This is a genomic window from Mucilaginibacter antarcticus (genome assembly GCF_042686155.1).
GTDB lineage: Bacteria > Bacteroidota > Bacteroidia > Sphingobacteriales > Sphingobacteriaceae > Mucilaginibacter > Mucilaginibacter antarcticus.
This window is the reverse complement of the sequence record NZ_JBHUON010000014.1, coordinates 1-26,685: the sequence shown is the minus strand read 5'-3', so window position 1 is coordinate 26,685 and position 26,685 is coordinate 1. Positions and strand designations below refer to the sequence as shown.

The following is a 26,685-nucleotide window of genomic DNA, read 5'->3' as shown; positions in this document are numbered from 1 at the left end:
TTCTATTACTTAATCGATTAACTGGACTTTAAATGAAAAGACATAATCTTTCGGATAAGCAACGAAACGCGAATTTGTCTCAAATGATTCTCCTGGTGGAAAATCAAAAAGGTTTTTGACTATGTAGATCGCATCACCCTCGACTAAGGCAAACTCGAATTTTTCAGGTTCAGCTGAGCCTTTATCTTTTTCAGCGTTAGAAATGATCAGTTGGCTATCGTAAATTGCTTTGACTTCTACATATTTCCATTCGCCTTCGTTATTCTTGTATTCGATATCATAATGCAGGCTATCATTCTTATCCGGTGTTGTAGAATTACCAGATACCCACCTTACTTGGCTGATACCGTATTCTTTAACAAGAGTATAATAAACCAATGCCTCAGCCTGGCGGCCTTTTTTCTTTTTAACGGCATCGATTTTTCCAGAGTGCAGCCAAGATCCATTACTGCCGTTAGCTGAAGGTGAAACCGGAGTTCGGGCGCTTTTGGCCAGGCTGGCTTGAAACAGGTCGCCGGTCAAGTGTTCATCCTCATTACCACCATCTTCACTGTCGTCGAGGGCATGATAAGTATCCAGGTAGGCCGCTATCCGATCACTGTTGCCCTCAAAAAACAAAAGGCTTCGCACCTTGTCGTCAGTCAGATCAGCTTCCTCAATATGGAATTTTTTAAGCAGATGAGGGTATTGATTTTGAATAATTGCGGGTACAGCTGGCAAGTCATTCCCAACACTGATATGATAATGGATAACAATCAGTTTTCTTATGATGGAATAATAACTGACCTGAAGTTCATACTTAATTTTTGTGATTTCCCCTTCGATCATGCTAAGAAAAGATTGATTGTAGGAGCTGAGTGTTTGAATGAACTCGCCCTGTTTTTGCGGTATAAGGTTGAGTTTTTCCCAAATCAGTGTTTTAAAGCGATATTCCAGTGTTTTGATCTCATCCAAAAAATTTGCGCGATGCCATTGATACAAGCCCCCAGGTAATATTTGGGCCACCGTCAATCCCAGTTTTTTCGATAATGACCTGGCTAGGTTAAAGGAGGCTTTATTTCCGAAATGTTCAAAATCTACAGAATTGTAGCTATCTCCCAACCGGATACTTAACCCCCGGAACACCGTCAAACGCAGCACATCTGGGCTTTCAAGGATTTCAGGGAAAGATTTTTTACCGGCAAGCCTGAAAATATTGGCCCAGAAATCAAACTCATTCCTGGATACCCCCAGCAGCCGGAATGCTTCATCGATCCTTTCACGCCCCAGATCCTGTATGGCTAAATGGATGGTATCTGTTAATTCATTTTTGAGTACCTGCCGAAAATCGTTTTTCAGGTCATTGACTTTAAAAATGATACACATAATTTCAGCAAACGCGTCACAAAAAAGAGAGTCTTTCCGCAGGCTATCCGTAGTGGCTACGAAGCTTTCCCGGTAAAAGAAGCGATCACGCTGGTTAATAAATTCTTTCTCTTCGATAGGACTTTCAGCGCCATTACCGAAACTGAAAAAGCATTCGCGTACCAGCTGCAGGCTACACTGTTTCAGCGTCCTAGCCTCCCTTTTCTTGACATCCGGGTCCGTAATCTTCTTTTTTAAATTGGGAGAATGTAACCGGTACGCTAATATATAAGGCTTTATGCTTTCAAATAATTGGTGTAGCTGGTCATTGCTGGGATGATATTTCAATGTAGGTTCGTTAACCTCGACCTTAAAAACTTTTAAGCTTTTAATTCCAAAATATTTTTCCACCTGGTCTTCTCCGCTTCTTTTCGGAAGATTGAGCAGCGGCAGGGTGTCCAGGATGCGCCGGGGCAGGACACTATTGTCAGCGTAATAGACTTTCTCCACCGGCTGATAGCCTTCGTCTGTACCCTTTTTTGCAAAAAAGGGGATATCAGAAGGTACGGGAAATTTTGAATTTTGTTTTTCCAAACTATCAAGCGCCAGCTTATAGATAGTTTGCGTAGATCGTCCCCGTTGTTCGCGGTCTTTGCCCGGAATCGCTCGAAGAATGCTGTAGATGGCTTCAGGTAGTAATTCATCGAAAGACTCTTTGGCTCCTAGGCGGATTAGGATGGAGCGAACTTCCGCACGATTAATACCAAATTGATCAAGAAAAGCATAATCAATCTGTAGATCATCATTGATTAGCCGGTTAAACTCTTCGCCACCTTCTTCCAGTAGATATCGGGTAAAAAGGCCCGAGGCGATAAATTGGTACCGGATATATGAAAATGCCGGTGAGATCGCCGGCCGCTGCCGTGAATAAAACCATTCAATGCGTTCGTTATTATTCTCCAACTTCTGTCGTATCACTTCATCTTTTAAGATCAACAAAACCAGCCTGGTCACAGGTAGGGCCAAAAGCTGTTCAATATTAGTGACCCTCAGAAACGCGTTTCCCCGACTTACATTGCCGCGATCCCAGTCATCGGGTTTGGATGTACCGTTCTGGAAAATGAAATCGAAGTAAGCAGATTCGTTCCAACGGGTCAGTATACCTATCGGCTCCGTTTTTGAAAGTCGGTTCACCCTTAACCAAAGAAAAAAGCTTTCAATCAGTGTGCTTTCTTCCTCGTCTAACTTCCAGTAACCGGCATCGGCAAGGTATTCTTTACCCTTTAAAGTGGTGCCATAGACGGCTTCCGTTATTTCACCAGTGGGATAGGTTTGGCTTAAAAACAAAGATTCGCTGTCTGCTGGCTGACCTGTTTTGGCAATCAGCGTAACCGGTATTTTCAGACGCTCCTGCCGGTTTTCGATGTTTTTAAAATTGGCGAACAGCGCGGTAACCATTTCACGGATCAGTTGGGGGCGATCCTCGGCACGTGCAGATTTAAGGACATCCTTGGTCCCGGCAATGATCTTATCGATCACATTATTGCTATCATAAGGTTGAAGATTGACTACAGCTTTGACTTGTCTTTGCAACTCCCTCGACCGGGGCTCGCGTTTATCATAAAGCGCTTCAAAACGAGCGTTTAAAAGATCGAACAATGGCGCATTCATTAGATCCAGTTTAACCGACTTTGGGATTCTAAATTCCTCATCTGCTCTGATTGCCGGAGTGAAGGCGAGTTCGTCTTTCGGTATTACTTTTCCTTGGTCATTGACCAACAATGAAAAATAGGCTTGTCCGTCCCGGTAAGGTATAGTTTTCGCTAAAATAGTGATTAGATCAGCCCGAAGTTCAAGCGACAAAGATTCGGAAAGCTGGTCGACCTGTTCTACTAGGTATTGATGTTTATACCGGTCATTCTTGAAACGATCCGGCACTTGGCCGTCTAAAGGGATAAGCAGATTTTGAAAAGTACCGGAAAAATGAGTTTGAAAGAAACCGTTAAAGGACTCAGAGTAATAAATTGCCTCAGATAGCGGGTGATAAGTTTGACTGATACAAGGGTATATGGCTTCGGTATTTCGGAGTTTTTCCAAATCGGCATAGAAGGTCAGGATGAGTGATGAATCAGAAACCGGGGAGATTGGGTCAAGCAAACGAAACGGACGCCAATCAACTTTTCCTTTTGCCAGGAAAAGCGCGCAGTCGCGCAGTAGTTGCATAAGTTCCTTTAAAATATGTTTGTTTTGATCTGATTCATTCAAATGATTCCGTGAACTGTTCAAATCGAATGTGCCGTGGACGATGCAGGGAAGTGATATGGATAACTGGGTGGGAAAAAAATTGAACAACTTGCGATAGGTATCCGAAAGATCGTCCTGGTAAGCAACTTTCAATTGAAAATGCTGTTTCTCTTCTTTGTTTCCGTCTTGAAGTTCTGAAGGAAGCAGGCCTTCTCTCCGGAACACCCGCCACTCTTTTACACCAATACTGACCAATTCAAAACCCGGACGTTTCTTTTTGGCACTGCTTAGAATAACCGCAGCTTTGCCGGTTCGGACTACCGTTATTTTTCGGACATGATTGAGAAATAAAAGGATTTCTTCGGTTATTTCACCCAGTTGATCATTGATATCCTTCACGAATTTTTTTCGGCAAGCGATCTCGATCCGCGTTGCCCAACTGGTAGGCTGGTAATCTTCGTTAATGACCGGTACTGCCAGCACAGGAAATGGAATTGCTTTAGCGCTTAGATTACGTGCTTTGCGGATTTTTTGTTTATCGGCTGGATTCAGTTTTAAATCATTTTCAAAAATCTTCTTGGCGATGTTTTCCGAAAAAGAGATCCGGCAATTACGGGTACAAATAGCCACATTTTCTGACCAGTTGAGAATAGACCGGAACCCCAATCCCTTATTGCCTATATAGCTTAATTTTGTTTTAGTGCTCAGGTTGGCCAGCATTAGCGATTTAATGCCGCCGGATGAAAAGGGTTGGCCGAGATTTGAAATAGAAAGATGCCTTTTTTTTTCATCCCAGACTATTTCGACTTCCGTGGATTTAGCGTCATCTGCATTCTGGAGAAGTTCCAGCAATTGTCTTCCGTTATATTCTTTGGTTAGCTCTTGTTCTCGATTATAGTCTGCGATAAAGCGGTCATTATTATCAATATAAGTCTTTAAATTTTTAGCGATAAGTATTTCTAATTCTTCTTTAAAGGTCATCTGAAGTATAGGTTTAGGATCTTTAGGTCGTTAAAATTCGAGTTAATAAAGTGAAGTAAGCCATTTTTATTGATATTAAGAGCAATGATGGGAAATCATGGGTGAGCTAAGTTCTCTTATCAATTCTACACGAAAACTGGCAGGGCAGGAAAGAAATCCTGACATTTACATTCTAACTTGAAATCTGAATTTCTTGTTGACCTAATCGCGCAAACCGCATAATCTGGATTTTCCAGTAATAGCTTATAGTGAGATGCCGCAGGTGTAGCGCGTAACAATACTAAAGACCTTAATAACGATTTTTTTAAATTTCGATTTGAAAATATGTAGATAAGGAGAGGGAGAGTTTTGAACTTTTTTGCTATAAGATTAATTATCAGTGTGTCATTGAAAGATCTAATTATAAACTCTACGAATAGCGCTATGGTCACAAACCTTAATTTTTCAAATCGAAAACATATTCTAACAATGATAGGAGAGAGGGTAACTACTGAAGGGATACGGGTGGAATCCCGCTAAACTATAAGTAAATAGTAAATATGTGGAGCCGCTTCTATCGAAGCGCCTTTTTTACGCAGCAAGTTGTTGTTCTACCTTAAGTAATAAGATATCTACATCAAAAGGTTTAGCCAGAAAATCATTTGGAGCCCCTTGCTGCGTCAAAGATTTAGCCAGGTCGTGCGTAGCTGATATTAGTATAACTGGTAAAGAAACGTTGTTCTTATCCTCTTTAATGTTTGTACAAATGGCGCGCCCATCCATACCCGCGAGCATGACATCCATAAGCACAAGGTCAGGGTGAAATAACTGAATAGTTTGCAACACCGCTTCGCCTGAAGTTAAGGCCATAACCTGATAGCCTTTTTCTTTTAGGATATAAGATACGATCTCCACAATATCTTCGTCATCATCCACTACTAATATCTTCTTGCTATCCGTTATCTTCATTTTATAAACCATTCAAAAATTCTGCCACATTCTTTTATTTTAGACATTTATAGAAACTTGTAAGTTTAAGTCTTGATAAATAAATTTAAGTCTTAAATAATATATGCGAATGACGATATGAAGGTTTCTTAACCTTGAATAAAACTGTCCGGTGACATTCCGCTATTTATTTAGCTTAACTTTGTCAAAATTGGAAATACCTAAAACGATACTCATCATCGAAGATGATCAGGATATCCTGGATATTATGACCTACATCTTAGTACATGAAGGTCACCATATCATTTCGGCTACTAATGGGCAAATGTTAAAAAGACTTGGTAAGATTCAACCTGCATTGATCCTGTTGGATAACCGGCTTTCTGATGGATATGGGAGTGATATGTGCCTGTCTCTCAAAAGTGATCCTAAGACTGCCCATTTCCCGGTAATCTTATTTTCCGCCAATTCAGGTTTAGCAGAAATGGCCGGTGCCTGTAAGGCAGATGCTTATTTAGCTAAGCCCTTTGATCTGAATGAATTAACAGAATTGGTTAAACGTTTTGTGAATTGAGAGCAGGTTCAATAGATAAGGTAAAATAAAAGGTCGAACCCAGGCCATGTTCACTTTCTACTCCTATTTCGCCGTTATGGCGGTGAACGATTTCAGCGCTGAGGTATAGACCAATCCCAAAACCGGAAATATTCCTGGTGTGGTCACTTTCCACTCGGTAATAACGGTCAAACAATTTTTCTTTATCTGTTGATTTAACACCCATGCCTTCGTCTCTAACGCTTACACGTGCGTTTTGTCCAAGAATTTCGCATTTGATTTCTATAACTCTTCCCATCGGTGAATATTTAACAGCATTACTGATGAGGTTAGTGATCACTGAACCGAGCTTGTCACTGTCCGCTTCTACTATTACCGGATCGCAAGGTTCAAATTGAATAAAATGAGTAGTTACGGTCAATTCCGCTTCACTGATGATCTCCCTGATAAGTTCTTCCAGGTTAAATGAATGTTTATAGATCAGGATCTTTCCTGATTCCAGCCGAGAGATATTTAGGAAGCCATGATCATAGTAACCATCTTCTTTACCTGGATATTGGATTATCCAATGCTCTGGATATGAACGGGTCTTCACTTTTTTTAAGTTTCGCCTTTAAAACCTGGACAAGTGCCGTAAGGGAGGTTAACGGTGTTTTCAACTCATGGCTGACCATACCGATAAAATCACTCTTTCGCTGTTCATCCTGTTCCTGTTTGGTAATATCCATGACTACGCCCGAGAAAATAGTATAACCACCCTGTGCATCCTTACTGATCTTGCCCAATGGCCGCAGCCAAATAAGCTTTCCATCGTTGAACCGGTTTTGAGCATAGGTGATATCATAATCCTCGCCGGAAGCAATAGCGTGTTCAATTGTTTTAAAATTTCAGGACGGTACTCCTCAGTTACCTGGCCAATGGCTTGATCATAGGTCATCGGTTTTTCACCTTCATACCCAAAGATTTTGGCTAAAGTCGGGTTATATCGAAGCGCCTTTGATTTCGGCTCAATATGCCCGGAACCAATCTTAGCAGCCTCGATAGCCATGCGCAATTTCTCCTCTGCCTGTTCGCGCTCTGAGCGCGCCTTTACTAATTCTGTCACTTCTGCGGCGACGATCATTACGCCCTCGACGAAACCATTTCCCTTTTTGATCGGTTGATAGATGAAGTTGAAGTATCCTTCCATTAAGGCGCCATCGTGCTACAGTGTCATTCTTACTTCGTTGCCGTAATAGGTTTCCCCGGAACGATAAGCCTCGTTCAACAGACTGAAATATGGCTGAATGGTTAATTCAGGCGAGGCCTATCAGTAAGATTTCCCTTTAATATCCTCCCATTTCTTGCCAATCAGGGCGACCATCATATTTTTGGCGGATTCGATGATCAAGTCTTTTCCCCTCAATACGTTGATCGCTACGGGTGCTTCCTGAACCATATGACGAAAGCGCTCCTCACTTGTCGCGAGTTGGTTAGATAACTCCTGTAAATCACTTTTGGTTCTGAGGAGTTCCACGTTTGATGCAGTTAATTCCTCATTGGACGTCACCATTTCTTCATTGATAGCCTGTAGTTCCTGCTCGTAACTTTTATTTTGTGTAATATCTAACACTGATCCTATGAACCTTACAGGCTGATCTTCCTCGTTAAACAATACTTTACCTTTGGCGCGTACCCAACGAATCGTCCCATCTTCCGCACCTATTGTACGATATTTTACATCGTAATCGCCGTTGCTACTTTCTTTTATAAAGAAATCATCGATATACACGAAATTGCCAGAGAATAGATATTTCTCCTGCAAATTATGTTGAGAAGATTCGGATAACGACTATGTGCCGGTCATCAGGTAATTTTTTTCTTTAATTTGCTATTTATAGGTTACTCCCCAAAAAAAGCCAACAGTTGTTTAACTACAAATTCTGGCTGTTCCTCCGGCACAAAATGTCCACAATCAGGCACGACGCCTCCCCGCACATTGTTTGCTACAGCCTGGAAGGATAGAAGAGTGTTATCTTTCATCACACTCTCGGCACCATATGCCAGGACGGGAATAGTAAGTTTGTCTTTAGACGACGCCGTATTGTCCTCCAAATCCTTTGGAAATGCGCGGTATAATTCAGCTCCCGCTTCAACCGCGCCTGGCAGGGCGTATGTTCGCGCATATTCATCTAGATCTTCACCCGAAATGGCAGATTTATTGATCGTAAGCTGGTTCATCCAAGTCTTTAAAAATTCCCGCTCCCGGCCTTTCAGCAACATCTCCGGGATTTCCGGCGTTTGAAAGAACGGCACGAACCAGGCAGGCAAAGCCACTTTTTCCGTTGGCAGCAATAGCAGGCTTTCAAACACCGCTAATTTGCGAACACTTTCCGGATAGGCTGCGGACAGCGCGTAAGCGATAGGTCCGCCGAAATCATGGCCGGCAATAAAATAGCTATGGTAGCCCAGTTGATTGAGCAGATCATGGACATCTTTAGCCATCGTCTTTTTTTCATACCCGGTTGCCGGCTTGTCTGAATCGCCGAAGCCTCTCAGATCAGGAGCCAAAACCGTATAATGCCGGGCCAAACTGGGAATCACGTGCCGCCAGGTGTACCATGTTCCGGCCATCCCATGTAAGAGCACAATCACCGGGCCCTGCCCGCTTACGACATAGTGAAACTGGAGATTATTGACCGTGGCGAAATGGTGTTCCATTCCATCCGTATTTATTGGAGAAAAGCTATTGTTCATTTTCGCTGAATTTATTGTTCGGTTTTTTTTCAGTTTGATGGAAAAAAATACCGTTCATGGTGTAAGTGTTAGGCGCGGGGTCACCGAATGCGGATAACTTATCGCGTCCGGCAGTCATAACTGGGTTTTGCACGATACCTTTATTAAAATCCTCTTCCGTCTCCCACTGTGCATATACCACCGTTTGACGGCCGTCGCTGCTAGCATAAAAAGCCATTCCTATGAATCCATGTTGCTTTTGGATCTCCTGCGCATCTTCCTTCATAGCCTCCAGCAGTTGCCCTTGCTTGTTTGTGTCGGCTGTATCCCATATGTTAATAAAGGTGAATTTAGGATCTTCTTTGCTGATCGTTAGTACCGCCGCACTTTTTTCTTCCGCAGCAGGAGCTTCTTTATTTTGTTCGTTGAGGAATGCGTGCATCCGATCGCGTTGGTCGGCGGTGCCAAAAAGGGATGCGAATGCGCCCTGCTCCATTGCCAGCACAGCTGTGAATGGCAAACCGTGACCTTCGCGTAATATTTTTTTAGCGTTAGTTATCGACATGCGCCCAGCCTTCACTATCTTCGATGCCACTTCGTAAACGTAAGGCATAAGTTGGTCCGGTTCCAGAACTTCCAGAATTAAACCCCATTCTTTGGCCTGCTTTGCATCGAACATTGCGCCGGTAAAAATAAGTTCTGAAGCTTTTTGCAAGCCTAAGCGTTGCGAAAGGTTCCATGTTCCGCCAAAAGCTGGAATTACGCCGCCGTTGGCCTCTATCTGGCCAAATTGTGAGCTGGTACTTGCGTAAGTCAGATCGCAGCTCATAGCCAATTCGCATCCTCCTCCGAGAGCCGTTCCATCGACAGCCGCAATGGCGGGGAACGGAAGGGCGGCCAGCGCCAATGCGATCTGTTGACCGGCATAACTGTATTCCGCCGCTTCGCCTGGTGACATGTCTGCCAGTTCGCTTACGTTAACCAGGAACGCCTGCGGGTGGCTCTGGGCAATAATTAAAACGCGCGATTCCGGGTCTTCAGCTACTTTACGGATAGCTGACAGCAATTCCTGCTTGCCCTGAATGCTCAAACTTTGAGGTTGCGTTAATGTAATGGTGGAGATACCGTTTTTATTTTTGCCGGCGTCGTAACTTATCATATCCATGATTTCTATTTTATTTAATTTTATTGTCTGGTTTGCACTGGCGGAACCTCATACTATAGCAACCTTAATACTACCTGTAAGTTTAGAAGGATAGTGTCCATTTTCAAAGTAAGACTGTTCAAAATCAACTATTTACACTTTAGCATTTTTTAAGTACCAATACCCGGTTGTTTTTATAAGAAAATAAAATTCCAATGTTCGGAAAGTGCAGTTGTCGGGCGGTCTGTTTATCGCAAAGCTGCGCATACCGATGGCGACCTTTGCTTCAGCCATGGGATAAAATTGTATGATGATTGATGCATTTGTTCTTTCCGGTGTTGTCTGTTTTCAAAAAAAAAGTTGATAGTTTCGGAATTTTATTGCTTAACAAGTTATCCGGTTGTAATAATTAACTTCAAAGTTATTTGATGTGGGGCAAATCCTGGATTTCTCCATTGCCAAATGACCAATTTTCCTTTCCGCCATTTTCAACTAAAATTATGATAACATCCTCTTTTCGGATTTTTGTTACCTCACTGATACGATTGGCAATAGCCGCAAATAATTGTTTTTTTTGATCATAATTCCTTCCGGAGCCGGCAATTATCTGGATATAGGCCATATCCGCTACATGGTCTATTCCCAGATAACTTTTTGGAAAAAAAAGGTCATCTGGCTCCAATGCATCAATAACATGGAAGTAATCAAATTGCGGAATATCAAACTCTGCCATTAGCGCATGATGGATCGCAGCAGATATTTTTTTGCGATCGTTTTTGCTAACCGTTTTTAATAAACTTATTCTTACAAATGGCATAACATATTATAAATTGGCTTTACCGGAATTATCGATCCCATTCATTACCCTTGAGGTCGCTAAGCTTTTACAAATAGCTGAGCTTATGCCCCGCGATGTATCCGCTATCGGGGTATTTTAGCGATTGACCCTGATGTACGTGTATTCAATGGCCAAATATTCGGGCTTTGACGGTAAAGTCCAATATTGTTTGATAATGGTTTTATCATTAGATATAAAACTGATCGTTCTGCGCTCGCTGGCATTTTTTCCGGCCAGTTGTTTATTTTCCCCGGGTGGCGTTATAAAAGATGGGAGGAATAACGTTAACTCTCTGGTAGTTTGCGCCGTATCCTTGCTGGTTTCAAACATCATCACCGGATATCTTGAATCCAGTACGATATATTCCCAGCAGCTGCCCGCATTATTATAGTTAAAATAAGCGGTACGGTTGAACTTCGGATCTTTTGATCCTGGCCTCGCCGTCATGGTTTCCATCAAAAAATGACCGGATAAAACTCGCCTGGCAACCATATAAGAGATCATGGGCTTTGCGCCTGCGTCCGGATATACCCGCATCTCCACGTTCCAGTTTCCCTTGAGCGATCTCAAGACTTTATATGCAGGACCCGTTGATAGCACTTTTTCCATGGTGTAAGTTTTGCTATCGGGTAACCTTACTTTGGTCTGCGCCAGGGAAACGATATTACTGCCGTATAATACGGTTGCTAATAAAATATATTTCAACTTTCTCATATTTTTCTCTTTAATAAACCTTTTTACTATAGTAACCTGAAGACGTTCCATAAGTTTGTCGGGATATTGTCCATTTTCAAAGTAAAAGTGTTCAAAATCAAATATTTACACCTGAAGCATATTGGCCGGGAGTAATACCTGTATGCTTTTTAAAGAATACTATAAAATTTCCGATGTCCGGAAAGTGAAGCCGCCAGGCGGTTTCTTTAACAGAGAGCCGTTCATGCCGGATAGCGATCTTTGCCTGCCCGATGAGATAAAGTTGTATGAGCTGTGAGGCTGTTTTCCCATGCGTATCTCTAACGACGGCGTTGAGATAATTAGGGTGGATGTTCAGTTTTTCTGCGTAGTAAGAGGGCTTGCGCAGTTCCGGGTTGTTTTTGCTGCCGGAAACCGTTGATTCAACTAATTCCTGAAATTTTGAAGCCAGTAGCATTCGATCAGTAATGTGTTTAAAGTCAACCGGTTGACCGGCCTTATTTTCCAGATGCCTTTTTATCAGCAGCAATACCAGGTTAGTATGCGAGTGGATAAAGCGGAATTGTTCGGGCGAAGGAGCATATAGTTCGGCATGGATCTTCCTGAAATGGTATAATACTTCTTCCAGGACAGGGCCTGGTATATCAAAGGACAAATTAGTTTCCGGCTTAAAGAAATTAAAATCCACGGTAAAGTTTTTCCAAAATGGATTGGATTCGATAAACTCCTGATCGAATATGAGGTACCAGCCTCTGGCTGTTTTGCTTTTAATATTCCAGCTAATGGTTTTTAGGGGTGAAATGATAAATGCTTTCCCATTTACCATCGTATTATCGAGCTGGAGATCCGCTTCCATTTCAGTAAATACAGATACCGAATACAGCTCGTGCCTGACAGGTTTCTGTTTCATCTTAATGGTATTGATATTCTCCTCATGCCGGCGAACATCAAAAAAAGGATAAACAGGCGGCGCAACGCTGATCTCTTTATAATAGTCTGTAATTGATTTCAGTATCTTCATTTCAAGCCTACAAATATTTATATAACTCAGTTATTATTTATATTTTCATATTTGCTGATCCATAGCGATCCGGAGAGCGTAAGTTAAAACCCGAACGAATTCGAAGTTACACGCTATTTTCCAGCAGGACATTACGTGCTTTAAAAGTGTACAAGCTTTTCTAAAGCATATTCTTAGGAAATTGTATCAGTATCCGGACAGATCAAACGCTAACCGATCATATCAGACCACACTCACACGTGCTTCAATAATGTGTCAGCATATCCGGCAAGGGAGCGATTATATCTTTTTAAATGAGGCGCCAAAACAGCCAGTGCGCGGGCAGCCGCTTCCTTCTCGCGGCCTACAGCAATTAAGCACAAGGCAAGAAAGGCATGAAGTTCGTCATTCAGTTCCGAACAGTCCTCATTAAGTTCGGTTTCCAGCAGTCGCACACTTTCCGCTGCTTGCCCTAAATTTCGCAGCGTACTGGCCAGTTGGATAGTCGCCCTTCTCCGTCGGACTCCTTGCAGACCTGAACTTAAAGAACGCCGGTACAGTAGCACCGCATCTTCTTCTCTGCCTGTCGAATCGTTAGCCGATGCCAGTTCAAATAAAGCAATCGGATCTTCCCCGGAGAGCTCGGCGGTGAGCATTTGCATCTTATTCAAAAAATCGTTAGACTCATAAGAATCGAAATTTTGCCAAATACGGTCGAGTCTTCTCTCCCAGTCCTCCATCATATGATTACCTGATATATGCACAATTATAAGTTTAAAGTGGCCGCTACTTATAAGGCCACTGGTAAGTAAATAAATTATAATAGATATTAAGCTTATAAGCTCAAGCGTCCGCAATAATTATTAAAGCAAAGCGGTAAGAACGGAAATGCTGATAATGCTTCCACAAGGGGTACAGCAAGCAATCATTCCCATTAAATTAGGTTTAAAGACCTTTATATTTACTTTGTTCTGTTCATCAAAAAACCCCTGTCTTCCTTATCGAAACCTACGTTGAGGTAATACCCATAGCATCAGGAACCGATAACAACAGGATCATGGATTGTTCGCCTAATTTTTCTTTGGTATACCTGATAAGCGATTTTCCGATACCGCATTTTTTGAATTCCGGATCAACCACAAGATCCGACAGGTAGCAGCACCAAACCCAGTCTGTGATACACCTGCAGGCACCCGCCAGATGTTCGCCGTTCCAGGCGGTATAAACCAGGTTTGAGTTCTGGTACATTTTTAGCATCCTCTCAGGGTCGTGGGTTGGCCTGGCAAGTCCGGCAGCGTTGTAAAGCTTGATGATATCCTCCACAGTGGGTATCGTATTAAATTTATATGTTTTTTCCATTTGGTATTTAATAATTAGTTGGCTATGGTGCAGACATATACCCACAGTATAAAAAATAATTGTAAGGGAACCCGGAACCATAAATAAGCCAGACCCGGACCGGTATAGGATCCCTTTTCTATATTCAGGTGTTTGAATGCCGCGAAGATGTTAGCTGGTAACAATAGTAAAAATAAAATAATCAGCGCAACACCGGCCAAAAACCGGGTTGACTGGAATAATATAGCTATGCCAAGCACAACTTCTGCCAAACCACTCAGATACACCAGTAACGTTTTACAAGGAATTATTGGCGGGATCATCATTGTCATACCTTTAGTAAAAAGAAAGTGCCCCGAGGCGGTTAGGAATAGCATCAGGCACATGGATAAGTTTCCAGCAATTAAAAGATTCCAATCCTTAAAAAAAAGTCTTGATAGCAGGGTTAATATGGTAAAAGCAGCTAATAGCGTGATTGTTGGTTTCATAACTCGATCATAAATTTCGTCACAAAATTCAACAATGAGTAGCAACAAAAAAATGATGTATGTTAGTTTCGTCCGTATAATTTCCGAATGCGGCTCAAGCTCTCCGGTTGAATTCCGAGATAAGAAGATAAATGCTTAACAGATTGACTCCGGATCAATTTCGGGCTTTTTTCCAACAACGCCGCGTACCTTTCTTCTGCTGTCTGAGAAAGGAGGTCCATTTCTTTTTTTAGCCTTTTGAGGTATTGGAATTCGGCCATTAAACGGCCTATTTTTTCTCCCCGAGGATAATTGATATAAACTTCGGTCAGGACTTTTAGGGGCAGGACTATCGTTTGTGTCCGTTCGAGCAGTTCAATATTTATACTGCTGGGCTCGCGTGTGATCAGCGAATAATAGCCGGTCACAAAATCTCCTTCGAACTGAAAATCTACGGTATAGTCTTTCCTAACCCTAATAAAGAAGCTCCTGGTACCACCTTTATTTATAAAATAGATATTATTTTCTATCTCGCTCTGCCTGATCAGGAAATCACCTTTATTAAAATTTTTAACAATTAACCCGGCTGACAGGACTTCCCACTCATCATTTTTCAATGGATGAAAATGACATATCGCATTTTTGATCGGTAAAAAATTATCTTCCATAGCTACACTTGGGCCAAAAGTCTATAATTTATCTTTTTCATATCGTGATGCTATACTTTATTAATGTATATCAGTTACATAACCCCGGCATTACCAATTAGTTTACCCCTCTGCTAAAGAACCGTTCTATGAGGCCCGCTATTTCAGTCGTGTTGTTTTCTGTTACTGCCCAGTGCCCGCCATTCAGCAAATGAATCTCAGCTTTTGGGACATCTTTCAAATAAGCAAGGGCACCGGGGATGGTAAAATAAGTATCATCTTTACCCCAGGTTATCAAAACCCGCGGCTGGTATTTTTTCAGGTATTCGTGCCATTGCGCGTAACTTTTTACATTATTTCCGTAATCGAACCACAACTGCATAAAGAGCTCAAGTCTTCCAGGTTTCAGCATAATTTCAGCATCCATATTACGGCGATCAGGGTTTACTTTCGCCGAAAGGTTTCTTTGATCGGCGGAAACTGAACTTGCCTTGCGATAATATTCAATCCAATCCTTTTCAAACTTATTGTTTTTATTACGCCAATATTCCCGCAGTTTACCATTCAGATCCTGCGCCTCTGGAAAGCCCTCCATATAGGCATTTCCGTTTTGTATAATGAGCGCATCGATTCTTTCCGGGTATTTGACCGCCAAGCGGAATCCAACAGGCGAACCGTAGTCTTGCATAAATATACTATATTGATGAATGCCTAATTGATCCAATAGTTCATGAACAGTATTACTGATATTATCAAAAGTAAATGCATAATTGACTCCCGGTACTTCTGAATAGCCGTGTGCCGGGTAGTCTGGCGCTATGAGGTAAAAATCTTTTTTTAGTTGTTGCATCAGGTCCTGGTACATGATGGATGAGGAAGGGAAACCATGCAGCAATAGGATAGCCGGGTTGTGGGGATTGCCCGCAGCCCGGTAAAATATTTTCAGGCCGTTAATATTCTGCCAATGATAAGAGAGATCATTTGACTGACCATAACTCTTGTAACCATATAACAGGATAAATATTCCAAAGATCAATCTTCTGATCATCTTATTTTTTTAGCAATGATCGGTACTTTGCAGAAGCACCGCAACCTGATTCTTGCTAAACTTTATATGTTTATTCATTACTTATAGCAAGAATCAGGTTGTTGAAATTGTATTTTAACCCGAAATTTGTATCGATAAATAAAATTTAGTTTGTTTTATAGTCATGGCAAAAGATAAGGTTCGGAATTTCCTAAGAGTAGAAGAAACGATATACTATCTGATCGAGAATTTTAAATCTCAGCCAGACCTGGATGTTCTCGCTGAAAAAATAAATCTGAGCCCTTTCCATTTTCAGCGGATCTTCCTGGATTGGGTTGGCATCACACCTAAGAAATTTCTTCAATACCTCACGCTCGGATACCTTAAAGATCAAATTCGTAATACTGCTAATGTAATTCAAGCTGCTAATATTGCCGGCCTATCCAGCCAGTCAAGAGTCTATGATCTGTTTATCAATATTGAAGGGGTAAGTCCTCAGCAATACAAAAGTTCGGGTGTGGCCTTACAGATTCGTTATGGTTATCATCCAACCCCATTCGGCATGTGCTTTATTGCTGTGACAGAGAAAGGGGTGTGCGAATTTCGTTTTATTACAGATGAAGGCGTTAGGGACGAATACAGCAGGTTTGCACAGAAGTGGACTTTTGCTATTTTGGAGCATAGGCCGGATATTACTAAGAGCTACATTGAAAAAATATTCAGACCAAAAAACGTAAATGATAATAAACTCAACTTACTTGTTCAGGGCAGCGAGTTCCAAATTAAAGTTTGGGAAGCACTCGTAAATATCCCCTTTGGTTCGGTTAGAAGCTATGAACAGGTCGCCAGGTTAATTGAAACGCCGAACGCGATGCGGCAGATCGCCACTGCAGCTGGCCAAAATCCGTTTACCTACCTTATACCATGCCATCGTATCATTCGTAAAAGTGGAGAAGTGGGGTACTTCGACAGCGCAGGCCGGATACGAAAGCAGGCAATGCTTGCCTGGGAAATGAGTTCGGTAGACAACATTGCCGGTTAATATACAAAGTCAGCCCTATATTTGCCAATTTGTTGCGTCGGCCAAAAAATCCGCGTGTTGCAGCCGGCCACTTTTCATTATACTTAATATCAATGTTCTTTAAACTCTATCAAAACGCTTATAGCGGTCTATCTAAAAAAAGTAGGAACCTGGCTGCGGTAATGTTTATTAACAGGGCCGGAGGAATGGTATTGCCTTTCATGACCATATATGCCACACAGCAATTGCATTTTTCAATTACAAAAGCTGGCTTAATTATAACGGCGTTCGGTGCCGGTGCGATCGCAGGTGGTATTACTGGCGGTTTCGCTATTGCGAAAATTGGTTTTTATAAAGTACAACTCATCTCTCTATTAACCAGCGGGGTCTTTTTTATCATCCTCAGCTTTCAGCAAAGTTTTATAGGCGTGATCTTAACAGTTATCCTGTTAAGCTTTTTCAGCGAATCATACCGCCCGGCTAATAGCACAGCTATTGGTTATTATAGCACACCAGAAAACAGGGTAAGGTCATTTTCTCTAAATCGTTTAGCGATCAACCTGGGATGGGCTTTGGGCGGCGGACTGGGAGGCTTCTTAGCTGTCATCAATTATCATTTGTTATTTTGGGTGGATGGCAGCAGTAGTCTTTTAGCCGGAATATTGTTGTTCAAAACCTTCTCTTCTGATCGGCCAGTAATGCTGATCAAAAATGATATTGAGCCTGTCAAACAACATTCCCCTTATAAAGATCCCGTTTATATGCTCTTTATATTTTTTTGTATCCTCGTTTGTTCCTGCTTTTTTCTTTTTTTTAACATGCAGGCCCTTTTTTTTAAAACGATGTGGAAGTTTGGCGAAGGATTAATTGGTATTTTAATAACGATGAATGGTATCATTATCGCCTTGGTAGAGTTGCCCCTCATTCATAAACTACAGGGAAAACGACATGAATTATATTTTATGTCGTTTGGTGTTGCCTTATTTGGTACCGCTTTCGCTATTTTTAATGTTTTGCCGACTGTTCCGGCGGTGGCATCTCTTGCTGTTTTGGTAATAACATTTGGCGAAATGATGTGTACACCTTTTATGGATTCATTTTGGATGTCCAGGACGGATGTAAGTGTAAGTGGAGCCTATACCGGTCTTTACGCGGTTACTTTATCTATCGGGCAGTTCATTACCCCGGCAATGGGGGCACTAGTTATCGACGAGTATGGTTTTACAACCTTGTACTGGGGTTTATTTACAGCGTGTTTGGTCGCTGCCGCAGGCTTTATGGCTTTATACCTGGTAAGAACAAGCAAATTCTTCTACTACAGATCAAGTTAGCAATAATCAGGTTGCCACCCCATGGCGCTAAGCTAACTTTGTGTAAATCTTAAATAAAACATTATGCAAACATTAGTAATTATCGACGCCCAAAATGAATTTTCTGACGAAGGTCAAAGACCGGTTCCTGAGTTTTCAATGGCATTAGACGCTATTAAAAAACGAATTGAAAAAGCAAGGTATAACCAAAGCCCGATCGCCTGGGTGAGACATTTTAATAAATTAAATGAATCGCCCGCGTTTATTCCGGGGACCTGGGGCTCAGATTTTTTAACAGGTTTAGGCCCCGATGCCGGATCGAATTTAGAAAAGGAATTCCATAAAGAAGTATACGGAGCTTTTACCGGATCAGATCTTGGAGAATGGCTGAAAGAAATAGGATGCGACGAAATTCTTCTCACCGGATTTTATACTCATGGCTGCGTGTCAACTACCGCGCGAGAAGGAATAATGAGAGACTATATTGTTAGGATAGACCCAAATGCAACGGGAACCATTGCTATTGAAAATGATTACCTTGGATCGATCACTGCGGCTGATTCAAAACTAAGTAGTGATATATTGGACTTAATTTGTAAATTAACTTATAAGTGAATATCTTTGCATTGGAAATTTGGGACGATGAGGGAAAGAAATGTACGTTTTATACCGTACGTTGGGACGATGCAATTGAAAATGAAACGGATAAGTTCTTTAATAAATACAACGGCATCCCGGAGTTGAAAACCGCTACTCAGCAAATGTTGAGTTTTGTGCTGGACAGCCTGGGAGATGATCATGGCGCAATAGATGCTTTGTTTAACCGCCCTGAAAATGAGGTTACCGGCTTACCCAATACGGGTAAAGTAACTGTAAAACAGGTTTTGTTTGCGTACCCAAATTTCCCGCTTCGATTATATGCCTTACGGGCCAATAACCGGAGCGATATCGTGATTTTATTTAATGGTGGCATTAAGTCAGCCAGGACAAACCAGGAAAGCAACGATATACATCTTAAATGGATAGAAGCTTGCCAGTTTGCTAAGCGTATCGAGGATGCGTTAAATGATGGCGAAATTGTGATCGACGAAGGCAACAGAAGAATTGTTTCGGCTAATGGAGAAGAAGAAATTTATTTATAATTATCAAGCGTATGAGAAGCAAGGTGGCGCAGCAAATACAGGATGAAACCCCCCAGGAGGTGCGCATTTTTGTAAGACAGTATACCGATATCGTAGTTCGCATCAATGAGATCATGCAGGAGAAGGGATATACCCAAAAAGATTTGGCAGCAAAAATGAAAAAGAAGCCGTCCGAAATTAATAAATGGCTAAAAGGTAATCATAATCTTACCCTTAAAACATTGGCTAAACTGGAGGCAGAATTAGGCGAACCGCTTATTTACACCACTCGGGAACACGCACATGCTTGATGACTGAACAGTAGATCCGACCACTATTGAAATAATTTAGAATCCCTGTACAGAATTGAACGTACGGGGATTCTCTGTTTTAAAAGCGTGATGAATTTGTTGAACATGGTTGCATTTTACAGCAGAATTAGTCCTGGATGCTTTTTTACAATTTAAATCGGATAAAATGCAAGAAAAGCCGATAATTTAATGTCGCAACACGTATTAAGTTTATATTCTACACTTTAATACGTAAGCACATGGAAAATTATCATTTCTTTGAAGATATAATCTTAAGGGCGCCATTCTTTAGCCACATTAATTACGACCAGGTTAAGCTCGACAACATTATCAATGACCCTTATTTTCAGGCGGCTTTATTCCTGGGTAGCCCTGGGTTATACCACATGCTTGAGGAAAAGCGATTTGACAGTGCGCTATTAAGCGACCGTGAAAAGTTAAGTATACAGCGATATTTTAACCGGATGTGTTTCCGGCCTACACCCTTCGGCGCTTTTTCATCATTTTCAATGACGGCCTGGGGAAAGGATGAAACGATTGTGCTCAAGAACGAGCAGGCAAAGCTACATTTGAACATAGACCAGCAAATCGTTAATAGGTTATCTTCTTTACTCGTCAGTGCTGATCCCGAACAAAACAAGTTTATGTGCAACCCGGCGCTGTATCAATGGGGGAGGGATTTCAGGTTTATCACCACAACCTACGCCAACCATCAAAATAAAATTTACTTTGAGCTGGACTCCATTGAAAATAATAAACTTACCGCTGCGCTTTTTTTATTTTGCAGTAACACATTTAAAAGCGGGAAGGAAATTGTTACATACATGGTGGACTTCACCGGTTGCACAATCGATGTAGCCAAGGATTACCTGCTATTTTTGATTGACTCAGGCATCTTGATGCCGGCAACAAATAATAACATTATTGGTAAAGATTATCTACAAGTTTTATTAGATCAATCCCATGCTGCCTCTCCTTTAAGTACCGCTGTAAAAGAAATTAACAGGAATTTAGAAAATTTAAGCTTTCCGGATGCCTCGCTTTTAAAGGCAAATGCGGATAGGATCAATAAATTACTAAGTGGTGGATTAGACTTCCGAAACCCAGGACCGGTATTTTATGCCGGCCTGGAACGCTCCGCCAGCCAAGGTTCGCTTTTTATAGATATTCAAAATCAGCTTAGAGACGGATTAAAAGCCTTGTCCGCTTTGGTAACCCCAGCGCAACCTGGTATGCTCCCACAGTTTATTGAAGACTTTAAAGTAATGTATGACAAGCAGAAGATACCTTTACTTCAGGCTGTTGATCCGGATATAGGAATTGGCTACGGAACGGTAACCAATGCTAATCTGGATTCAGATCTTTTACGTTCTGTAAAATTTAAAGAGCGGAAAATAGATCAACTATCTTTGGATTGGTCCGAAGCGCATCGGATGTTATTTAAAAAATGGAATGACCGGTTAAACGATGGAAGCCCGATAGCTTTAGATGAGTATGATCTGCAATCCTTATCGTCAGATAGTAATCTGCAGTCACCACCAAGTATGGCTGCGCTTTTTAGAACAACAAGTGATGGGATTTTCCTGGAATCATTAGGTGGGGTTACGGCAACGGCTTTAATCGGGCGCTTCACATCCTGGAATAAGGAAATACAACGTTTAAGTAAGGAAATCACTGCTATAGAGCAGTCGGCTAATCCCAACGTAATTTTTGCAGATATCGGACAACTTTCTGATCCTCATGCGGATAATATCAACCGGCGGGAGCATGCTTATGCTTATGAAATACCTGTTAACGTTGTTTCAACTTTAGAAAAGGATTACCAAATCCCACTTTCGGACCTGTGGCTTTCTGTGATTGATAATGAACTTATTTTGGAGTCGCATGCCCATCAAAAAGTAATTATCCCGCGCCTGACCTCTGCTTATAATTATAGCCGCAATAACCTGGCCGTATTCCGGTTGCTTTGTGACTTGCAATATCAGGGTCTGCAGGGAACTTATACCTTTTCATTAGCGCAATATTTTCCTGGTATGGCCTACTATCCAAGAGTTGTCTATAAGCAGACTATCCTAAGTCCGGCTGTCTGGTACCTATCAACCCATGACCTGAAAGATATGCAGCGCTTGTCCCGTGAGGAATCAATTAAAAAAATCCGGAGTTTGAAAGATCAACTTAAACTTCCCGCTATCGTCGCCCTGAGCAAATTTGATCAGCAGCTTGTTTTTAATATCGATAATGAAGATGAAATCCTATTCTTAGTAGATTGCCTTAAGGGAAGCGAACAAGCTGTCTTGCAGGAATTTTTCCTACCCGATAATCACACTGTTCAAAATGGACAAGGTCATGCTTTAGGTAATCAGTTCGTATCATTTCTTTACAAGCGCGAAGCGGTTTATTCAAATTTACAGATTGGCAACGATATTATCACACACACAAAAGAAAAGGAGTATATCATCGGAAGCAAATGGCTTTATCTGAAATTGTATTGCAATCCGGCTATAGCGAACGATGTACTAGCTCGCAAAATATTGCCTTTATTAAAGACGTTGGATCAATCTGAACTGCAAACCTGGTTCTTTATAAGATACAGGGACCCGGGTTATCACATTCGTTTACGCCTGAAAATCAGTGAAGCAGGGGTGGGGCTAGTGCTGAATAAGTTAAAACGTCGGCTGTCGAAAACCATCAGTTACCAGTTGATTCGGGAATATCAGGCGGACACTTACCGTAGGGAGATGGAAAGGTATGGCGGCGACATCATTGAATTGGTAGAGAATTACTTTCACGGGAGTAGCGACCTCGTTGTAAATTATATCAAACTCGTCATTAAAAAGCCCGCCAGTTATAGTTATCATAGTTTAGCATTTGTTTCCGTTTATGAATTATTAGATCGTTTTATTCCGGATCTACCCGAGCGAATATTGTTTCTCGAAAAAATGGTAGACTTGTTTTACGCAGAATTTGACACTCATAAGGCGCTTAAAATTGACCTTGATCAAAAATATAGGGAGCTAAAAACAGAAATCAGTTCATTGATAAGTAATGACACCTATTATCATCAATTCAATCTCACTGCTTACTCGGAGGAGTTCAGTAACGCAATACGAAAGGTACTAAAACCCGCCACAGCATTTACCTCCAAGAGGAGGCATCAATTATTGGCCGATATGATTCACATGCACCTGAACAGGCTCTTCGTCGATAAACAACGTAAACAGGAATTGATCATATATTATTGCCTTTACAAATTTCAGTTATCTGTCAGGGCAATCACAAGCAACAGGTCAAGACCTTCTGCGTGATTTAAGCAACAATTCATTCATTTTTTCAAGAAATGAGTCTTTGTAAAGCCTGCCCAAATTTAAAATGATATCTTCTTGCAGTATAACCCGCGTTTGCTCAACCGCCTTGATCCGGTCGGTATTTATGATAAACGATTGGTGCACCCGGGTAAACTGGTCTTTGGGCAGATATAGTTCAATTTCGTTTATAGTTAAGTATGGCATAACATCTCCTGAAATAAGATGGATCTTGATATAGTTTTGTGCACCTTCTACATATAATATATCATTAATAGTGACCTTCACCATTTTTCCTTTTGTTTCTGTTTTAACAAAAAAGAAGTCTCTTTTCTTCTTTCGGTCAGTTTCCTTCTTTTTAACATCGCGTTGGACACGCTGAATGCTTTTTCTGAAACGGGGATAACTGATCGGCTTTAACAGAAAGTCGAATGCCTCTTTTTCAAAGGCCTCTAATGCAAACTCTTGAAAAGACGTTGTAAAAATGATCTTTGTATAGAGATTTGCCATTTCGGCAAATTCCATTCCGGAAAGCTCCGGCATTTCCACATCCAAAAATGTGACATCCGGGGGATTTGCTCCGGTTACCTCATTCAGTGCGAGCAGGGGATTAGTGGAAAACCCTTGCAATTCGAGCCCGTCGGTTTGATCGATATACTCCAACAACATTTCAACGGAATGGTATTCGTCATCGATCACATAGCATTTTAAATTCATAGCTGCATCATTAGTTCTACGCCAAAACTGTCCTCCTCATCGCTAATTTTTAGTTTATAATGGTGCTGGTAGCTATAGTCCAAACGCTTTAAAACGTTTTTAATGCCTATAGATCTTAAACGTCTTTTCTCAGGCTCATGTTTTTTTAAATTCCAACTTTCAAATTTTAGCTCATTTTGGGCGTTGACCGTTATGTATATTTTAGCTTCCCCTTTCTTTTCTTTCAGATACCCGTGCTTGAAAATATTTTCAGTCAACGTTAATAATATCAAGGGAATGATTTGCGCACTTTCCACATTTCCGGCCACCTTAAAATCGATATATAGTTCATAGTCAAACCGAAGCTGGTTGAGCTCAATGAAATTTTGGATCTGTGCAATTTCCTTTTTTAAAGTAGTTTTTCCTTTAATATCTACTTCTTCTAAAGAAAACCGCATGATATCGACTAGCAGTAAAACACATTGTGAAGCGGTACGTGAATGCTTATAGTAGGTATTATGGATAAATGTCAGCGTATTGAATAGTAAATGGGGACTGATCTGTTGCTGAAGGTAGGCAGTCATGGCCTCCGCTAGATTTTTTTCTAACTCTGCTTTTTCTTTTAGGATAACTAGGTGAGTCGTTTCTGATTCATGAACACGGTTCCTGAATAGCATCATACGTAAAACTGCCCAGTAAAGTGAACTGCACCCCAAAAATGAGATTCCCCGGTACAAATTGGGAAGCAATAGTTGTTTAATATAGATGGTTTGGCTGATAACTTGATTTTTCGAAAATGCCAGAACGGTATCAAGGGCATATTTAAATAACAAGTAAAAAAATAGCTCCAGCACCATCAATAAAGGAATGATGATATAATTCCTCCTTGATTTTATAGCAAAAGGGAGGATAAGGTGCGCGTTACAATAAAACAATACCACATTTAGTCCATAATAGCAGAGATAGTTTTGCAAAGGCGCAAATACGCCGATACTAAACCTCACAAAACTAATCTCATAAATGATAAAAATGACCCAGCCCGAAATATGTTTCAGTAGCAGTTTGTAATTCAATCGTTTGAATAGAACCAATCTCAATTGTAATCCCATTGTCATTGCGTGTTGTCTTTCTACCACATCAGGTCATGCGTGTAACAAAGTTGCCCTACACTACTGTTTACTCCTAATTTGAGTAAAAAGTTACCAAAATGAAAAATATAACTGCGAAATCATTTAAAAAGAAGGTCAATAAATTACACCGCTTTAGCGATTTGATCGACCTCCATTCGGCGGAAACCACAGTAGGAGATCCTACTAACACAACGATTACCGTCTTAACCACTGTCAGCGGCCCGACGCATTTCGGTAAACCACAAAGGGAGAATAACATCAGAATCTAACAGTTAGGCAGTACTGGCAGTAAAATCAATGCTATGTTAAAAGACGAGTTAAAAGTATTGGCCGCAATGGCTGCTGGTTTTGCCGGCATGATTGACAAATCGGAAGTGTTGTCAACAGCTTACTTAACAGCACAGGAAACCCATATTACAAAGGAATGCCAGCGGATAAAGAAAGTTTGGACCGATTTGCTCTTTAGCCAGCAAAAAGATCATGTTCTGCGACGATATATGCCATTTCAGCAGCAAGTTATACTGGAAACGGCAGATTTTACTTTTGAACTGATCAGCTCTGCGAAAGATAAAGGCCTTACAGATGATAATGCGCTGTTGAAACTTCCTTTGTTAATGCAAAGATGCCTGTTGGACCTGAGAGATTTTCAGGTACAATACTTCCAGTCTTTTTTTGATCAGAATGGCAAAATACCTCTTGCTGGTACACTATCAGTGCGTAAAAAAATGACGGTGGTAGCAGAAGAGTTGAGCGCTGGCCTGGAAAACAGCGAAATTGATCCTGGACTGAAAGTTTGCGTCATGGATTATTTAAGTTCTATCATTCACACCGATGGCAAAGCTTCGCTCAGCTATCGTGCGGCTGGATATTTAATGTCTTTTACCGAAACATTAAAAAGCACTATTTCGATAGATGGAAGCCCGGATCTTACACAAAGTGTCACAGAAGCACTGTTCTATTTAAATTTTAACCACAATAGCTTTTGTCGGTGGTATCAGGATAATGTCGCGACAAAGAAATCAATCATGCCTCCGGATGACCGGTTACCGATGTTGCTGAAGCAACTCCTGATACTTAAATCCATGCCTGTAATGACGAATACTGCATTTGATCCAAACGTAGCAGCAATTCATATTCAGGTGGAAAATTGGATGATTGAGTTTCTACGGCAAGAAAGTTTTAACATCAAAGGGGACGATTACGAGCTTCCTGAGAAGTTAGAATTAAACCTTACTGTTGCTCAAATGGCTTTGTTGGTCAGGTTATTATACGAGGAAGGTGTGTTCACGATGACAAATATCACAGCTATATTGAAATTTTTTTCAACTCGCTTTATGAGTAAAAAACAGGAATCGATATCTTATAGCAGTATGAACAAGCTATACTATAGCGGTGACCAGTTTACAGCCTATGCGATAAGGGATTTATTAGTGAAAATGGTGGCAAAATTGAATAAAATGTTTTTTCCAAAATAAAGCAAGTTGTTCAAGAATTAATCTTTTAGCAAGTGACCGGAGGGTGTAATGTTTATTACAAAAAGCGGCGAACGGATAAACATCTATTTAGGACGAGCGTAAATGTGCTATTATATCTTGGATTCAACCTGTTATTTATTGGAAACAGCTGCGCCTAATTCTTTAGAGAAGTAAACTCATTTCAATAGAATAAGGGTGAGTTTCTTTCTAAGCAGCTCAACCAAGGTGGATTTTGCTATAGTTTAGTTGCTATAGAAAAAGTTTGAGGAAGGTGGTTATGTACAATAAAGATCAGAAGCAAGGCTTGGATATACCGCTGATATTGACCACCCAATTCCGGCGGAATGTGACCAGTGATTCCGCGTCAAATTGACCACCCCATTCCGGGGCAAACTGACCAG

At 41.2% G+C, this 26,685-nt stretch carries 26 protein-coding genes; 8 read left to right on the top strand and 18 right to left on the bottom strand.

The features are described from left to right. Positions 1-9: 9 nt before the first annotated feature. Positions 10-4,569, bottom strand: a complete 4,560-nt coding sequence (locus tag ACFSYC_RS12280) for a sacsin N-terminal ATP-binding-like domain-containing protein (RefSeq protein ID WP_377127855.1) — start codon at positions 4,567-4,569, stop codon at positions 10-12. Positions 4,570-5,139: 570 nt separating this feature from the next. Beyond that, positions 5,140-5,517, bottom strand: coding sequence for a response regulator transcription factor (locus tag ACFSYC_RS12275; RefSeq protein ID WP_377127852.1), 378 nt, complete (start codon positions 5,515-5,517; stop codon positions 5,140-5,142). Positions 5,518-5,668: 151 nt separating this feature from the next. Between ACFSYC_RS12275 and ACFSYC_RS12270 the strand changes: the two genes are divergently transcribed. After that, positions 5,669-6,070, top strand: coding sequence for a response regulator (locus ACFSYC_RS12270; RefSeq protein ID WP_377127849.1), 402 nt, complete (start codon positions 5,669-5,671; stop codon positions 6,068-6,070). Here the strand turns inward: ACFSYC_RS12270 and ACFSYC_RS12265 are convergent. From ACFSYC_RS12265 to ACFSYC_RS12200, 14 genes are all read right to left on the bottom strand, one after another. Continuing rightward, the gene (locus ACFSYC_RS12265; RefSeq protein WP_377127846.1) at positions 6,051-6,644 is read right to left on the bottom strand and encodes a sensor histidine kinase; all 594 of its coding nucleotides are present in this window, start codon (positions 6,642-6,644) and stop codon (positions 6,051-6,053) included. The two genes, ACFSYC_RS12270 and ACFSYC_RS12265, sit on opposite strands and share 20 nt — an antisense overlap. Continuing rightward, positions 6,595-6,723: a histidine kinase dimerization/phospho-acceptor domain-containing protein gene (locus ACFSYC_RS12260; protein WP_377128074.1), complete on the bottom strand. Its 129-nt coding sequence runs from the start codon at positions 6,721-6,723 to the stop codon at positions 6,595-6,597. The genes ACFSYC_RS12265 and ACFSYC_RS12260 overlap by 50 nt, the downstream gene beginning before the upstream one ends. 56 nt (positions 6,724-6,779) lie before the next feature. Then, complete coding sequence (locus ACFSYC_RS12255; protein ID WP_377127843.1) at positions 6,780-7,238, bottom strand: hypothetical protein; 459 nt, start codon at positions 7,236-7,238, stop codon at positions 6,780-6,782. Positions 7,239-7,358: 120 nt separating this feature from the next. After that, positions 7,359-7,853, bottom strand: a complete 495-nt coding sequence (locus ACFSYC_RS12250) for a PAS domain-containing protein (protein WP_377127840.1) — start codon at positions 7,851-7,853, stop codon at positions 7,359-7,361. A gap of 77 nt (positions 7,854-7,930) precedes the next feature. Then, on the bottom strand, positions 7,931-8,785 hold the full coding sequence (locus ACFSYC_RS12245) for an alpha/beta fold hydrolase (protein WP_377127838.1): 855 nt from the start codon (positions 8,783-8,785) through the stop codon (positions 7,931-7,933). Beyond that, positions 8,775-9,929 carry an enoyl-CoA hydratase-related protein gene (locus tag ACFSYC_RS12240; RefSeq protein WP_377127835.1) on the bottom strand — a complete coding sequence of 385 codons (1,155 nt, stop codon included), beginning with the start codon at positions 9,927-9,929 and terminating at the stop codon, positions 8,775-8,777. The genes ACFSYC_RS12245 and ACFSYC_RS12240 overlap by 11 nt, the downstream gene beginning before the upstream one ends. Positions 9,930-10,329: 400 nt before the next feature. Beyond that, on the bottom strand, positions 10,330-10,725 hold the full coding sequence (locus ACFSYC_RS12235; RefSeq protein WP_377127832.1) for a tautomerase family protein: 396 nt from the start codon (positions 10,723-10,725) through the stop codon (positions 10,330-10,332). A 117-nt stretch (positions 10,726-10,842) separates the two neighbouring features. Beyond that, positions 10,843-11,460, bottom strand: a complete 618-nt coding sequence (locus ACFSYC_RS12230; protein WP_377127829.1) for a DUF1579 family protein — start codon at positions 11,458-11,460, stop codon at positions 10,843-10,845. A 97-nt stretch (positions 11,461-11,557) separates the two neighbouring features. Continuing rightward, the gene (locus tag ACFSYC_RS12225; protein WP_377127826.1) at positions 11,558-12,460 is read right to left on the bottom strand and encodes a helix-turn-helix domain-containing protein; all 903 of its coding nucleotides are present in this window, start codon (positions 12,458-12,460) and stop codon (positions 11,558-11,560) included. A 233-nt stretch (positions 12,461-12,693) separates the two neighbouring features. Further along, positions 12,694-13,182, bottom strand: coding sequence for a tetratricopeptide repeat protein (locus ACFSYC_RS12220; RefSeq protein ID WP_377127823.1), 489 nt, complete (start codon positions 13,180-13,182; stop codon positions 12,694-12,696). A 265-nt stretch (positions 13,183-13,447) separates the two neighbouring features. Next, a complete protein-coding gene (locus ACFSYC_RS12215) occupies positions 13,448-13,798 on the bottom strand; it encodes a GNAT family N-acetyltransferase (RefSeq protein ID WP_377127820.1) in 351 nt (116 codons plus the stop codon). Positions 13,799-13,812: 14 nt separating this feature from the next. Next, positions 13,813-14,265: a DoxX family protein gene (locus ACFSYC_RS12210; protein WP_377127817.1), complete on the bottom strand. Its 453-nt coding sequence runs from the start codon at positions 14,263-14,265 to the stop codon at positions 13,813-13,815. Between the two features lie 62 nt (positions 14,266-14,327). Further along, complete coding sequence (locus ACFSYC_RS12205) at positions 14,328-14,912, bottom strand: Crp/Fnr family transcriptional regulator (protein ID WP_377127814.1); 585 nt, start codon at positions 14,910-14,912, stop codon at positions 14,328-14,330. 97 nt (positions 14,913-15,009) lie between these two features. Continuing rightward, positions 15,010-15,939, bottom strand: coding sequence for an alpha/beta fold hydrolase (locus tag ACFSYC_RS12200; protein ID WP_377127811.1), 930 nt, complete (start codon positions 15,937-15,939; stop codon positions 15,010-15,012). A 163-nt stretch (positions 15,940-16,102) separates the two neighbouring features. On the opposite strand from ACFSYC_RS12200, the gene ACFSYC_RS12195 reads away from it, so the two are divergent. The 6 genes from ACFSYC_RS12195 to ACFSYC_RS12170 all read left to right on the top strand — a co-directional run bounded on the left by ACFSYC_RS12195 (position 16,103) and on the right by ACFSYC_RS12170 (position 22,986). Next, positions 16,103-16,960, top strand: a complete 858-nt coding sequence (locus tag ACFSYC_RS12195) for a methylated-DNA--[protein]-cysteine S-methyltransferase (protein WP_377127808.1) — start codon at positions 16,103-16,105, stop codon at positions 16,958-16,960. Positions 16,961-17,052: 92 nt separating this feature from the next. Next, positions 17,053-18,270 carry an MFS transporter gene (locus tag ACFSYC_RS12190; RefSeq protein WP_377127806.1) on the top strand — a complete coding sequence of 406 codons (1,218 nt, stop codon included), beginning with the start codon at positions 17,053-17,055 and terminating at the stop codon, positions 18,268-18,270. Between the two features lie 63 nt (positions 18,271-18,333). Next, on the top strand, positions 18,334-18,864 hold the full coding sequence (locus ACFSYC_RS12185) for a cysteine hydrolase family protein (protein WP_377127803.1): 531 nt from the start codon (positions 18,334-18,336) through the stop codon (positions 18,862-18,864). After that, the gene (locus ACFSYC_RS12180; RefSeq protein ID WP_377127800.1) at positions 18,861-19,391 is read left to right on the top strand and encodes a hypothetical protein; all 531 of its coding nucleotides are present in this window, start codon (positions 18,861-18,863) and stop codon (positions 19,389-19,391) included. Before ACFSYC_RS12185 ends, ACFSYC_RS12180 begins: the two co-directional genes overlap by 4 nt. Positions 19,392-19,402: 11 nt before the next feature. Next, positions 19,403-19,681 (top strand): helix-turn-helix domain-containing protein, encoded by a 279-nt coding sequence (locus ACFSYC_RS12175; protein WP_377127798.1) that lies wholly within the window; start codon positions 19,403-19,405, stop codon positions 19,679-19,681. 239 nt (positions 19,682-19,920) lie between these two features. Next, positions 19,921-22,986, top strand: a complete 3,066-nt coding sequence (locus ACFSYC_RS12170) for a lantibiotic dehydratase (RefSeq protein WP_377127795.1) — start codon at positions 19,921-19,923, stop codon at positions 22,984-22,986. Here ACFSYC_RS12170 and ACFSYC_RS12165 read toward each other — a convergent pair. Together ACFSYC_RS12165 and ACFSYC_RS12160 are read right to left on the bottom strand one after the other, a co-directional pair. Continuing rightward, positions 22,969-23,700, bottom strand: a complete 732-nt coding sequence (locus ACFSYC_RS12165; RefSeq protein ID WP_377127792.1) for a LytR/AlgR family response regulator transcription factor — start codon at positions 23,698-23,700, stop codon at positions 22,969-22,971. The two genes, ACFSYC_RS12170 and ACFSYC_RS12165, sit on opposite strands and share 18 nt — an antisense overlap. Beyond that, a complete protein-coding gene (locus ACFSYC_RS12160; protein ID WP_377127789.1) occupies positions 23,697-24,752 on the bottom strand; it encodes a sensor histidine kinase in 1,056 nt (351 codons plus the stop codon). The genes ACFSYC_RS12165 and ACFSYC_RS12160 overlap by 4 nt, the downstream gene beginning before the upstream one ends. A gap of 359 nt (positions 24,753-25,111) precedes the next feature. Between ACFSYC_RS12160 and ACFSYC_RS12155 the strand changes: the two genes are divergently transcribed. Then, positions 25,112-26,284: a hypothetical protein gene (locus tag ACFSYC_RS12155; protein WP_377127786.1), complete on the top strand. Its 1,173-nt coding sequence runs from the start codon at positions 25,112-25,114 to the stop codon at positions 26,282-26,284. Positions 26,285-26,685: the final 401 nt, after the last annotated feature.

Excerpts from the sequence above, each read along its gene's own strand:
- ACFSYC_RS12260 (WP_377128074.1), bottom strand. The coding sequence starts at position 6,723 with ATGGTCAGCCATGAGTTGAAAACACCGTTAACCTCCCTTACGGCACTT.
- ACFSYC_RS12175 (WP_377127798.1), top strand. The coding sequence starts at position 19,403 with ATGAGAAGCAAGGTGGCGCAGCAAATACAGGATGAAACCCCCCAGGAG.
- ACFSYC_RS12225 (WP_377127826.1), bottom strand. The coding sequence starts at position 12,460 with ATGAAGATACTGAAATCAATTACAGACTATTATAAAGAGATCAGCGTT.
- ACFSYC_RS12255 (WP_377127843.1), bottom strand. The coding sequence starts at position 7,238 with ATGGAAGGATACTTCAACTTCATCTATCAACCGATCAAAAAGGGAAAT.
- ACFSYC_RS12275 (WP_377127852.1), bottom strand. The coding sequence starts at position 5,517 with ATGAAGATAACGGATAGCAAGAAGATATTAGTAGTGGATGATGACGAA.
- ACFSYC_RS12165 (WP_377127792.1), bottom strand. The coding sequence starts at position 23,700 with ATGAATTTAAAATGCTATGTGATCGATGACGAATACCATTCCGTTGAA.
- ACFSYC_RS12245 (WP_377127838.1), bottom strand. The coding sequence starts at position 8,785 with ATGAACAATAGCTTTTCTCCAATAAATACGGATGGAATGGAACACCAT.
- ACFSYC_RS12230 (WP_377127829.1), bottom strand. The coding sequence starts at position 11,460 with ATGAGAAAGTTGAAATATATTTTATTAGCAACCGTATTATACGGCAGT.
- ACFSYC_RS12190 (WP_377127806.1), top strand. The coding sequence starts at position 17,053 with ATGTTCTTTAAACTCTATCAAAACGCTTATAGCGGTCTATCTAAAAAA.
- ACFSYC_RS12205 (WP_377127814.1), bottom strand. The coding sequence starts at position 14,912 with ATGGAAGATAATTTTTTACCGATCAAAAATGCGATATGTCATTTTCAT.
- ACFSYC_RS12200 (WP_377127811.1), bottom strand. The coding sequence starts at position 15,939 with ATGATCAGAAGATTGATCTTTGGAATATTTATCCTGTTATATGGTTAC.
- ACFSYC_RS12195 (WP_377127808.1), top strand. The coding sequence starts at position 16,103 with ATGGCAAAAGATAAGGTTCGGAATTTCCTAAGAGTAGAAGAAACGATA.
- ACFSYC_RS12215 (WP_377127820.1), bottom strand. The coding sequence starts at position 13,798 with ATGGAAAAAACATATAAATTTAATACGATACCCACTGTGGAGGATATC.
- ACFSYC_RS12235 (WP_377127832.1), bottom strand. The coding sequence starts at position 10,725 with ATGCCATTTGTAAGAATAAGTTTATTAAAAACGGTTAGCAAAAACGAT.
- ACFSYC_RS12210 (WP_377127817.1), bottom strand. The coding sequence starts at position 14,265 with ATGAAACCAACAATCACGCTATTAGCTGCTTTTACCATATTAACCCTG.
- ACFSYC_RS12170 (WP_377127795.1), top strand. The coding sequence starts at position 19,921 with ATGGAAAATTATCATTTCTTTGAAGATATAATCTTAAGGGCGCCATTC.
- ACFSYC_RS12155 (WP_377127786.1), top strand. The coding sequence starts at position 25,112 with ATGTTAAAAGACGAGTTAAAAGTATTGGCCGCAATGGCTGCTGGTTTT.
- ACFSYC_RS12280 (WP_377127855.1), bottom strand. The coding sequence starts at position 4,569 with ATGACCTTTAAAGAAGAATTAGAAATACTTATCGCTAAAAATTTAAAG.
- ACFSYC_RS12220 (WP_377127823.1), bottom strand. The coding sequence starts at position 13,182 with ATGATGGAGGACTGGGAGAGAAGACTCGACCGTATTTGGCAAAATTTC.
- ACFSYC_RS12185 (WP_377127803.1), top strand. The coding sequence starts at position 18,334 with ATGCAAACATTAGTAATTATCGACGCCCAAAATGAATTTTCTGACGAA.
- ACFSYC_RS12240 (WP_377127835.1), bottom strand. The coding sequence starts at position 9,929 with ATGGATATGATAAGTTACGACGCCGGCAAAAATAAAAACGGTATCTCC.